Origin of the sequence: Buchnera aphidicola (Takecallis arundicolens), assembly GCF_964058945.1 — a bacterium.
Taxonomy (GTDB): domain Bacteria; phylum Pseudomonadota; class Gammaproteobacteria; order Enterobacterales; family Enterobacteriaceae; genus Buchnera_L; species Buchnera_L aphidicola_AH.
This window is the reverse complement of the sequence record NZ_OZ060369.1, coordinates 316,564-329,000: the sequence shown is the minus strand read 5'-3', so window position 1 is coordinate 329,000 and position 12,437 is coordinate 316,564. Positions and strand designations below refer to the sequence as shown.

Below are 12,437 nucleotides of genomic sequence, written 5' to 3'. Positions count from 1 at the left end.
AGTATGTTATAGTGTTTATGATGAAAATATAAAAATAATTTTTTTTATATATTCCCATAGTAGTTCGTGTTTATGATTTTTATTATTTATTTCTAATATTTTTAGAATATTGATAGTTTGAAATATTTTTTTATAACTTATATTTTTAGTTATGGTTTTTAATTTCAGTGTGTTATCATGAAATATGATATCTTGTTGAAAAGAACATAAATAGTTTTTATACAGATAATTTTCTTTGATATGAATTAAATATATCAAATTTTTTTGTATTGATCGTATCAAGTATGATATATTATATTTGTTTTTTTTAAAAAAATTTAACATTCTGATTGCTTGCATGTGATTTTTTGAAAATAATGCATAAATCCAATGTTTTATACTAAACGATACATTATCGGATAAAATTTCTTGAACGTATTTTTTTGTTATTTTATGATTCAAACTAATTATTTTAAAAATTTCTAAAATTTTAAATAGCATTAATAAATTTCTTTCATAATTATATGATAATAGAGCAATGATTTCAGAACATAAATTCAATTTTATAGTATGGATTATTTTTCTAATCCATATTTTTGTATATTGTATTGTTAAATATGGGCAATCGATAATAATTTGATTTGACGTAACAATATTTTTTAAAATTATGCTATTATTATCATAATTTTTATTTGTAATCCGTATTAATAGTATTATATTTGTATTATTATATTTTTGTATTTTTTGTAATATTTGATATAAATTATAATTTTTTTTTATTTTTTTTAGTATTATTAATAATATTTTTTTTTTGAAGAAAAAATCTGTTTGTTGATATTCGCGATATACTTTATTCCATGTATCATTTGATTTAATTATTATTTTAATAATATAATCATATTGTTTTTTTTTATAATGTTGTAATATAAATTCTTGTACTTCGTTTGCAAGAAAGAAATCTTCTTCTAAAATAAAATAACAATTTATTTTTGTAATGGTTATTTTTTTTATCATATTATATTTTATATAAGAAATCATAATTTTATATGACTAAATTAATAATTTTATTTGGTATATAAATAACGTTTTTTATTTGTTTATTTTTAAGTATTGGTAATAATTTTTTATTTTGATTAATCATATATAATATTTTATCCTTTTCAATATTTTTAGGTACGAGTAAAATATCTTTCTTTTTTCCATTAACTTGGATTACTAAATTTATATGAGTGGTTTCGGTAAATTTAGGATCATATTTTGGCCATGATACATTATCAATTATAGTATTTTTATTTAATTCTTTCCATGCGATAAAACTAAAATGTGGAGCAAATGGGTATAACATTTTTAAAATGTTTGTTAAAGTTTTTTTTAAGAATATTTGTTTTATATCCTGTTTTATATACGTTTTATAAATTAATTTTGAAAATTTCATAATTTCAGAAATTGCTGTATTAAATGATTGACGTTTCTCAATGTTTTGTGATACTTTTAAAATTGTTGTATTTAATATATATTGCATTTCTTGGATTGTATATTGTGTTTTTTTAATAATATTATTTTCAATTTTATTTTTATAATTATAAATTATGGTCCAAAGTTTTTGTAAGAATCGGTGCATACCCTGAACTCCAGATTCATTCCATTCAATATCTGATTGTACTGGTGCAGCAAATATAATAAATAACCTAATAGTATCTGCTCCATACTTTTTTATCATGTTTTCAGGATCAACTCCATTATTTTTTGATTTTGACATTTTAGTCATACCTGCATGTATAACTTTTTTTTTATCATTTGTAATCATTTTTTCTATTTTACCATACTTATTTTTAATAATTTTGATATTTTCAGGTATCAACCATTTTTTTTTTCCTGTTGTACTAATATAATAAAAAGCATCTGCTAATACCATACCTTGACATAGTAGTTTTTTTGCTGGTTCTGGACAAGATATTAGTTTTAATTCATATAATAATTTATGAAAAAAGCGAAAATATATTAAATGCATTGTAGCATGTTCAATACCTCCAATGTATTGATCAATTGGAAGCCAATAATTTGCTGATTTTGTATTAACCATACCATAATATTTCGGATCAGTATATCTAATATAATACCATGCAGATTCTACAAAAGTATCAAATGTATCAGTTTCTTTCTTCATAATAAGATTATTAATAGTAATTTTTGACCAATTTTTATAAATTTTACTAATATTTTTGAATTCATTCATAGTATGAATTTTAGGGGGTATTATTGGTAATTGTTTATCTGGTATAAGTATAGTTTTTTTATTATAATATGCTACAGGAATAGGTGCACCCCAGTATCTTTGTCTAGATATGCTCCAATCTTGTAATCGATATATATTTTTTTTTTTTATAATTTTCATGTTTTCTAATAATAAAAAAATTTTTTTTACAGCTAATTTAGTATTTAATCCGTTGAACTGATATGAATTATATAATATACTTGAATCTTTTGTTGGATGGAATGTATCCTTGTTTTGTTTACAATTTTTATTTAATATAACATATTGTATTTGAATATTATATTTTTTTGCAAAATTCCAATCATATTGATTGTGCGCTGGGCAAGACATGGTACAATTAATATTGTATTCTAGGTTAATATAATTTGTAATCCATATTGGTATTTTATGTTTGGTAATAGGGTGAATGGCATATTTTGATATTTTTTTACCAAAATAATGTATTTTTTTTGTAGTACTGTTATTAATTGTATAGCTATTTTGAATAAAGTTTTTTATTTCTGTTGTATTTAGTTCTGTTTTTGCTAAATCGTGTAATGGTGATATTGAAATGTACGTTATTCCAAATAATAAATCTAATCTTGAAGTATAAATTATTATTTTTTCTGGTGATGAATAGATGTCACAAACAATCTCAAATCCTTTTTGTTTTCCAATCCAATTTTTTTGCATAGATAAAACTTTTTTTGGCCATTTTTTTAACAAATTTAAATCTTGTAATAATTGTTCAGCATAATTAGTAATTTTAATAAACCACTGTGGTATCATTTTTGTAGTAATAGTAGTTTGGCAACGCCAACACTGTCCATTAATAACCTGTTCGTTAGCTAATACTGTTTTATCTTTTTCACACCAATTAACTAATGCAGTTTTTTTGTATATTAAATTTAATTTGTATAATTTTTTGAAAAACCATTGTTCCCAGTGATAGTACTTTGGATTACAGGTAGTAATTTCTCGGTCCCAATCATAACTGAATCCTAATTGTTTTAATTGTTTTTTCATATATTGAATATTTTCAGTTGTCCATATATCTGGAAGAGTATGATTTATTATTGCTGCTTCTTCTGCTGGTAAACCGAAAGCATCCCACCCAATTGGATGTAGTACATTTTTTCCAATCATACGTTGATATCTAGCAATTACATCACTAATGGTGTAATTTCTTACATGTCCCATATGTAATTTCCCGGATGGATAGGGAAGCATAGCGAGACAATAATATTTTTTTTTATTTGTTTTTTCAACTACTTTAAAAGTTTTGTTTTCTTCCCAATATTTTTGTACAATTGGTTCTAATATATTTGGTTCATATGTTTTTTTCATATTTAATAATATTCTTAATAACAGTTTTCATGAAAGTATAATATTAGCTATTTTATATATATATTTAATTTTTTATTTTTTGTTATAAATTTTATATTAAATGTACTTTATGTATTGTAAAATCTTAAATAATGTATGGATTTTTATATCCTAGTTTTTTCATAGTTTCAATTTCTATTTGTTCCATAATTATTTCTTGATATTTATTATTATGATTATAACCGATTAAATGTAATATTCCATGAATAATGATATGCGCCCAATGGGCTTCTATGTATTTATTTTGTATTTTAGCTTCTGTTTCTAAAATTTTTGCACAAATTATTAAATCTCCAATAAATAAATAATTTTTTATATACATATTTGGATATTGAAAAGATAGTATATTTGTTGGTTTATTTTGATTACGATATATAAAATTAAGTTTTTTAATTTCTTGTATATTAACAATACAAATTGTAATTTCTGTTTTTTTTTTAATATAGATTTAATCCAGTGAAAAATTTTTTTTTTTTTTGGAATAAAATTTTTTATATTAGTACTAACTTGTAAATTTAATTTTATATTTTTCATATCTTTTATTTCCTACAATTATATACATTGACCTTGAAAAATATTATTTTTTTTTTTGGTAATTTTTACCGTGATAATTTTACCAAGTACGTTTTTTTCATTATAAAAAAATACTGATCTATGATTTTCTGTTGTCCCAATGTAATAGTTTTTTTGTTGTTTTATAGTTTGATGAACTAAAATTTTTTGCATACTATGAATCATTTTTTTATTCCAATATAATGTTTGTTTTTTAATTTGTTTTTGTAATATTTGTAATCTTTTTTTTTTTTCAATTATGTTAACTGTATCCTGTAATTTTGATGCTGGTGTACCAGGTCTAGGGGAATATATGAAGCTAAAACTCATATCAAAGTTAATTTCTTTTATAATATTCATTGTATTTTCGAAATCATATTCGGTTTCTCCAGGAAATCCTACAATGAAGTCAGAACTAATTTGTATATTTGGACGTGCTATTTTTAATTTTTGAATAATTACTTTGTATTTTTCAATAGAATACGGACGTTTCATTAATTTTAGAATTTTATTAGAACCACTTTGGATAGGTAGATGTAGAAAACTTACTACTTGTGGTACATCTTGATAAACAGAAATAATATCATCAGTAAAATTCATGGGATGACTAGTAATGAATCTAATTCGTTCAATATTAGGAATTCGCGCAATACTTCTTAATAATTTTGAAAATGTATATTTTTTATTATCTGTATCAATACTTTTGTATGAATTTACATTTTGTCCTAATAATTGTACTTCTTTAACTCCTTTTTGAGATAGAATAGTGATATGATTAATAATATCATGAAATGGTCGACTAATTTCTTTACCACGAGTGTATGGTACAATACAGAATGAACAATATTTATTACATCCTTCCATAATTGGTATAGAAATGGAATAATTATCACATACAGGTTGTATCATATTTTTAAATTTTTCCATTTTTGGAAAACTGATATCGATAAATATTTTATTTTTTTGTATTTTTTTTGCAATCATGTTTGGTAAACGATGTAATGTTTGAGTCCCAAAAACAATATCAACAAAATTTGCTCGTTTAATAATTTTTTTTCCTTCCTGATTTGCAACACATCCCCCTACTGCTATAATGATATTTTTATTTTGATTTTTTAAATTTTTCCATCTACCTAATTGATGGAAAAGTTTTTCTTGTGCTTTTTCTCTAATAGAACATGTATTTAAAATTAAAATTTCTGCTTCAAAAAAGTTATTTGTTTGAATATAAGAGGTATTTTGTATTAATGTATTAGCAATCATTAATGAATCATATTCATTAATTTGACATCCCCAAGTTTTTATATAAAACTTTTTTTCATTTTTATTCATTTTTTTATTTCTTTTATTAAAATAAGATTATGTTATTACATTGATAGAGTATAATTTTTAATACTATAAGAATTGTGTATTTTAAGTTAATTCTAATTCTAGTTTTAATAATTCATATATTGTTTGTTTTCTACGAATAACCCTTGGAATACCATCTTCAAATAATATTTCTGGTATTAATGGTCTACTATTATAATTTGATGACATAGATGCACCGTATGCACCAGTGTTATGGAAAACAATATAATCACCAATTTTTACTTTTGGTAGTATACGTTCTATTAATGTACCTTTTGCATCTTGTGTAAATACATCTCCCGATTCACATAACGGTCCACCAATAATAGTTTTTATGTATTGACAATTATTCAATACTCTATTATCCATTGGGATAATTGATATATAATGATAACTACCGTATAATACTGGTCTCATTAAATCATTAAATCCTGCTTCTATTAAAGTAAATATTTTTTTTCCAACTGTTTTGATTTCGTATACACGTGCAATTAAAATTCCTGATTCGCCAACTAAAAAACGACCAGGTTCAATTTCTAATTGAATTTTATTTTTAAAATATTGTGATATTTTATTTCTTGCATGATCCCACAATTTGAAATAATGTTCAGTATCAACTGGTATATCTGTTTTTTGATAAGGTATAGATAATCCTCCACCTGCTGATATAAATTGAATATTCTGATTTAATTGTATTGCTTGTTTTACCATGGCATTACAAACTGTTTGTAAATGTTTATAATCTACACCGGATCCAATATGCATGTGTAAGCCTACTAAGTGTAGTTTATATTTTTTTATTATTGGTATGGCTAATTTTGGTTCCCAAATACCGTGTTTACTATTTTCACCTCCTGTATTGGTTTTTTTGTTGTGTCCATGCCCAAATTTTGGATTAATACGTAACCAAATGCGATGTCCAGGGGATAATTGACCTATTTTTTTGATCATATTTAATGATCCAGCATTAACTGTAATTTTTAATTCAATAACTTTTTTTAATGTATCTTCATCAATAATATCAGAAGTGAAGACCACTTCATCATTTTTTGCTTTGAATCCTGATATTAATGCACGCTCTAATTCACCTAATGATACAGCATCTATTTTTACATTTAATTTTTTAATAAGTTGTAATATATGAATATTAGAACATGATTTTTGTGCAAAACGAATTATATCAAATTTTTTTAATTTATGAATTTGATTTTTAATAATATCTGCGTCATATATCCAAATTGGTCCAGTTTGTTTTTGTAAAATTGGTAATATATCTTTTTTAATTGTTAACTTTGTTTTTTTAAAAAAATTAATCATAGTAATACCATAAAATTATTGGGTTGTTGGACGTAGTGTAGGGAATAATATTACATCTTTTATATTTGTTTGGTTATTGAGAATCATAATCAGTCTATCAATACCAATACCTAAACCAGCTGTAGGCGGCATACCGTATTCTAACGCTTCAATGTATTCTTTATCATATAATGATTCTTGTTTATCATTGAAACTTTTAATATCGGTTTTTTGTTTTAAGAAACGTTTTTTTTGATCAACAGCATTATTTAATTCGGAAAAACCATTACCGATTTCTATACCGCCCATAAAAAACTCAAATCGCTCTGTAATGTTTTTATTGTTATTATGACTACGTGCTAATGGTGAAAATTCAATAGGATAATCTGTAATAAATGTTGGTTGTATTAATTTATTTTCTGTTGTAATTTCGAATATTTTTAATAAAATTTTATTAATACTCCAATTGTTTTTTATATATATATTATATAATTGTGCAATTTTTTTTATTTTTTTAACATTTTTTAAATCATTAATTTTGATTAATGGGTTGTAATATGTAATTGCTTCTTCTATAGTAAATTTTTGATAGGGTTTATTGACGTGTAAAACTTGTTTTTGATATATAATATTATCAGTTTTGGTTAGTTTATATATAATATTTTTTAAAAATTGTATTATAAAGTGCATTAAATCTTGATAATTTGCATAAGCGATATAAAGTTCCATCATAGTAAATTCAGGATTATGTTTGTATGAAATACCTTCATTACGGAAATTTTTATTAATTTCATAAATTTTTGTGAATCCTCCAATAATTAGTCGTTTAAGGTATAATTCTGGAGAAACACGTAAATACATATTTATATTTAAACTATTATGGTGAGTAATAAAAGGCTTAGCAGTAGCTCCACCTGGAATATTTTGTAGCATTGGTGTTTCAACTTCAATAAATTTATTTACATGCATAAAATTACGAATAATATTTAAAATTTTTGATCTACGAATAAAATTTATCATACTTGATTGATTAGATAATAGATCTAAGTATCTTTTGCGATATCGAATTTCTTGGTTAGTTAAACCATGAAATTTTTCTGGTAAAGGTCGTAATGCTTTTGATAAAAGAATAATTTTTGTACAATAAATAGATAATTGACCAGTTTTTGTTTTAAATATTGTACCTGTTATTGCAATAATATCACCTATATCTAATTTTTTAAATTGATTTTGATAAAAATCATAAGATATTTTTTGTTCTGTAACATAAATTTGCATGTATTGAATCATTTCTTGTATTACAATAAATGCTGCTTTTCCCATAATACGTTGTTTTACAATACGTCCAGTGACATTTACCATAATATTTAGATTTAATAGTTGATCTTTTGTGTATTCTATATATGTTTTATTAAGTTGTGAAATTGTAGTATTTGGCTTGAATTGATTAGGAAAATTAAATCCTTCTTCACAAATTGTTATAAATTTTTTTTTTCTAATTTTTAATTCATGATTTTCATTAATTAATTGATTATTTTTTTTTTTAAGTAGCATAATATTTTTCTATAATCCTATTTTTAAACTTGTTTCAATAAATACATCTAGGTTTCCATCAAGTACTGATTGGGTATCTCGAATCTCAATGCCAGTTCTACTATCTTTAATGCGGCAATGATCTAAAACGTATGATCTAATTTGATTACCCCATCCAATGGAAGATTTATTTTTTTCAATAATTTTTTTTTCGTAATTTTTTTTTTTTAATTCTAAATTGTATAATTTACATTGCATTTGTTTTAAAGCTTGTTCTTTATTTTTGTGTTGTGAGCGTTCATTTTGACATTGTGTAACTGTTGATGTTGGTAAATGTGTAATTCTCACAGCGGATTCTGTACGATTTACGTGCTGTCCACCAGCACCTGAAGCGCGATAAACATCAATTCGTAGGTCAGATGGATTAATATTAATTTTAATTATATTATCTATTTCAGGGTATATAAATGCTGAACTAAAAGAAGTATGACGACGATTTCCTGAATTAAAAGGACTTTTTCTTATCAATCTATGAATACCTGTTTCAGTCCGTAGCCATCCAAATGCATATTTTCCAATGACACGTACAGTAGCTGATTTAATACCTGCAATTTCTCCAGATAATTCTTGGATAATTTCTGTTTTAAATTTTTTTCTACTTAACCATTTTAAATACATTCGTAACAACATTTTAGACCAGTCTTGTGCATCTATTCCTCCTGAACCAGATTGTATATCTAGGTAACAATTACAATCATCATATTTTTTTTGAAAAATACTATAATTTTGTATATCTATAAGTTTTTTTTGTATTTCAATTAATTCAATTGAAATATCATATAAAATACTATCGTCTTTGATATCATAAGATAATTTTAATAATGATTTTATATCGAATATAGCATTTTTAATTTTATTAATTTTTTTAATACAATATTGTATTCGTGGTGTTTGGTTTTTAATTTCAATTATATTATTTTTATTTATTTTTTTATTTTTATTTAGTAAATTATATTCTAAATCTTTTATTTTTATAATGATTTTTTGAATTTTTTCATGATATGTATTGTTTATCATAAATTTTTTAATCCTATACTTTTATTGAAATTTTTTATTTTCAATTATATTATATTTATATAATAGGGATTAAAATTTGAAATAATGTGTATTTTTTTTATATTAAAAAATATTAAATTAATTTATTTGATATAATAAAGATTATAATATGAAATTTAATATTAATAAAAATATTCGAAGTTATTTATTATGATCTCATCATACTTAAGCAAATTTAATAACAATATTAATTCTTTTGAATTATTAACAGGGTGGTCTATAATTCAAGTATCTGGTTTAGATAATAAAAAATATTTACAAAATCATGTTACTGCTAATATATTAAAATTACAATTTGGAACACATATTTTATGTGGAAATTGTAATCATCAAGGTAGAATTAACAGTATATTACGTTTATTTCATAATAAGAAAGATTATTTCTATATTCAAAGAAGTAGCATTTGTAATATACAAATGCAGGAGTTTAGGAAATATACAGTATTTTCACAAGTACATATTAAAGAATTACATAATTATATATTTTTAGGTTTAGTTGGTCAACAGTCGAAATCAATTTTATTATCTTATTTTCCATATGTACCTAATGATTTGAATACGGTTGTATTTTTTAAAGATTGTATAATATTATATTTTTGTAAACCTGTTATTCGGTTTTTACTAATTATAAAAAAAAAAAAAATATGTCATTTCAATAAAATATTAGTTGAAAATAATATACCCAATATAAAAAAATATTGGTTATTTTGTGATATGAAATTTGGTATACCAATTATTGAACAACCTGTATTTCAAAAATTTTTTCCTCAAGAATTAAGTTTAGATGTTTTACAAGGTATTGATTTTTATAAAGGTTGTTATTGTGGTCAAGAAATGATTTCAAAAATATATTTTAATAATTTAAATAATAAAAGATTATATTGTTTAATTGGTTATGTCAATATTCCAATAGGTATTTATTCGAATATTGAAACATATTGTAATGGTTCTTGGAGAAAAGTTGGTTATACTGTATTTTTTTTAAATATAGTAAAAAATATATTTTTAGTACAATGTGTGCTTAATAAAAAAAATATTCATAATAATTTATTTCGTCTGATGTTAGATCAAACTAGTTCATTGTCTATTTTTGAAAATAATATTAATTAATTAAATAGATTTTTTATTCGATTTACGGTGTGCTACTTTTCTATCATTTTCATTAAGATATTTTTTTCGTATACGTATAGATATTGGTGTTACTTCAATTAATTCATCATCATTAATAAATCCTAATGCTTTTTCTAATGTTATTTTGGTAATTGGAGTTAAGGTAATAGCTTCATCAGTACCTGATGCTCTCATATTGGTTAACTTTTTACCTGTTAAACAGTTTACTGTTAAATCATTGGAACGGTTATGTATTCCGATAATTTGTCCTGTATAAACCCTGATAGCATGTCCAATAAATAATTGTCCTCTATCTTGTAAATTGAATAATGCAAATCCCGTACTTAACCCTGTAGCATTAGAAATTAAAACACCATTTTTTCTTTGATGTATATGTCCTGATTGAATTGTATCATAATTGAGAAATGATGAATAAAATATTCCTGTTCCTGATGTCATGTTCATAAATTGATTACGAAATCCAATTAATGAACGACTAGATGTAATATATTCTAATTGTAATCTACCATCAGCACTAGATGTTAGATCAATCATTTTTGCTTTTTTTTGGCCCATAGTTTCCATGATTATACCTTGGTGACGTTCTTCAATATCTATTATTACATTTTCAAATGGTTCCATTTGTATGTTATTTTTTGTTTTAAAAATAACTTTTGGACGTGATAACTCGAATTCAAATCCTTCTCTTCTCATATTTTCGATTAATATTGATAAGTGTAATTCTCCTCTTCCAGATACAGAAAAAGTATTAGGATGTAAAGTATCTTGTACACATAATGCAACATCATGCATTTTTTCTTTTTTCAGACGATTACCAATTTGATTTGATGTGAGATATTTACCTTCTTTTCCACAAAATGGAGATGTATTTACTGAAAATAATATATTTACTGTTGGTGGTTCTATATTTACTGGAGGTAATGGTTGGATATTTTTAATATCGCAAATAGTATCAGAAATTTTTAATTCGTGTAATCCGGTAATTGCAATAATTTCTCCAGCTGTCGCATTTTTTATTTCAATTTGTTGTAAACCTAAGTATTTTAAAATTTTACCAATTTTACCATATCTAATATTTCCATTGCGATCAATAATTGCGACTTTTTGGTTAATTATAATTTCTCCTCTTTGTATTCTACCAATACCTATAATACCTAAATAATTATCATAATTTAATTGGGAAATTTGAATTTGTAAACTTCCTTCTAATTCAACTTTTGGTATAGGAGTATATTTAATAATTGCTTTAAATAATTCAGACATATTATTTTGGATATTATTTAATTTTTTTCCTGATTTTCCTAATATTGCTGAAGTATAAATAATTGGAAAATCTAACTGTTTATCTGTTGCATTTAGGTTGACGAATAAGTCAAAAATTTTTTCTATTACCCATTCAGTTCGAGCATTTTCCCTGTCAATTTTGTTAATTACAATTATTGGATTGATATTATATTCAAATGCTTTTTTTGTGACAAAACGTGTCTGTGGCATTGGACCATCAACAGCATCAACAATTAATAAAACAGAATCTACCATAGATAGTACACGTTCTACTTCGCCTCCAAAATCTGAATGTCCTGGAGTGTCAATAATGTTAATTCGGTAATTTTTCCATTGGATTGCTGTATTTTTAGAAAATATTGTTATACCACGTTCTTTTTCTAATACATTTGAATCCATAATTCTGCTATATTGCTCTTTGTAATTTTTTAATGATCCTGATTGTTCTAATAATTTATCTAGTAAAGTTGTTTTTCCGTGATCAATATGTGCAATTATTGCGATGTTTCGAAGTTTTTTAATCATTTTATACCTTGTTTTAATTAGTTATATTATA

The 12,437-nt window shown here is 23.4% G+C and carries 10 protein-coding genes; 1 reads left to right on the top strand and 9 read right to left on the bottom strand.

Annotated features, from left to right (window positions below):
- Window positions 1–15: 15 nt before the first annotated feature.
- The 8 genes from AB4W50_RS01525 to prfB all read right to left on the bottom strand — a co-directional run bounded on the left by AB4W50_RS01525 (window position 16) and on the right by prfB (window position 9,427).
- Window positions 16–993, bottom strand: coding sequence for a hypothetical protein (locus AB4W50_RS01525; RefSeq protein ID WP_367677017.1), 978 nt, complete (start codon window positions 991–993; stop codon window positions 16–18).
- A gap of 28 nt (window positions 994–1,021) precedes the next feature.
- Window positions 1,022–3,580, bottom strand: coding sequence for a leucine--tRNA ligase (gene leuS, locus AB4W50_RS01520; protein WP_367677016.1), 2,559 nt, complete (start codon window positions 3,578–3,580; stop codon window positions 1,022–1,024).
- Between the two features lie 124 nt (window positions 3,581–3,704).
- Window positions 3,705–4,013 (bottom strand): rRNA maturation RNase YbeY, encoded by a 309-nt coding sequence (ybeY, locus tag AB4W50_RS01515; RefSeq protein ID WP_367677311.1) that lies wholly within the window; start codon window positions 4,011–4,013, stop codon window positions 3,705–3,707.
- Complete coding sequence (locus tag AB4W50_RS01510; protein WP_367677015.1) at window positions 3,932–4,153, bottom strand: hypothetical protein; 222 nt, start codon at window positions 4,151–4,153, stop codon at window positions 3,932–3,934. Before AB4W50_RS01510 ends, ybeY begins: the two co-directional genes overlap by 82 nt.
- 18 nt (window positions 4,154–4,171) lie before the next feature.
- Window positions 4,172–5,503 (bottom strand): tRNA (N6-isopentenyl adenosine(37)-C2)-methylthiotransferase MiaB, encoded by a 1,332-nt coding sequence (gene miaB / locus AB4W50_RS01505; RefSeq protein WP_367677014.1) that lies wholly within the window; start codon window positions 5,501–5,503, stop codon window positions 4,172–4,174.
- Between the two features lie 81 nt (window positions 5,504–5,584).
- The gene (gene lysA / locus AB4W50_RS01500; protein WP_367677013.1) at window positions 5,585–6,838 is read right to left on the bottom strand and encodes a diaminopimelate decarboxylase; all 1,254 of its coding nucleotides are present in this window, start codon (window positions 6,836–6,838) and stop codon (window positions 5,585–5,587) included.
- A gap of 15 nt (window positions 6,839–6,853) precedes the next feature.
- Window positions 6,854–8,371 carry a lysine--tRNA ligase gene (gene lysS / locus AB4W50_RS01495; RefSeq protein WP_367677012.1) on the bottom strand — a complete coding sequence of 506 codons (1,518 nt, stop codon included), beginning with the start codon at window positions 8,369–8,371 and terminating at the stop codon, window positions 6,854–6,856.
- Between the two features lie 9 nt (window positions 8,372–8,380).
- Window positions 8,381–9,427, bottom strand: a complete 1,047-nt coding sequence (gene prfB / locus AB4W50_RS01490; RefSeq protein ID WP_367677011.1) for a peptide chain release factor 2 — start codon at window positions 9,425–9,427, stop codon at window positions 8,381–8,383.
- A gap of 189 nt (window positions 9,428–9,616) precedes the next feature.
- Here prfB and ygfZ point away from each other — a divergent pair, with 189 nt between their 5' ends.
- Window positions 9,617–10,576, top strand: coding sequence for a tRNA-modifying protein YgfZ (gene ygfZ, locus AB4W50_RS01485; RefSeq protein ID WP_367677010.1), 960 nt, complete (start codon window positions 9,617–9,619; stop codon window positions 10,574–10,576).
- Here ygfZ and typA read toward each other — a convergent pair whose 3' ends face one another.
- Window positions 10,577–12,406 (bottom strand): translational GTPase TypA, encoded by a 1,830-nt coding sequence (gene typA / locus AB4W50_RS01480; RefSeq protein ID WP_367677009.1) that lies wholly within the window; start codon window positions 12,404–12,406, stop codon window positions 10,577–10,579.
- Window positions 12,407–12,437 lie beyond the last annotated feature (31 nt).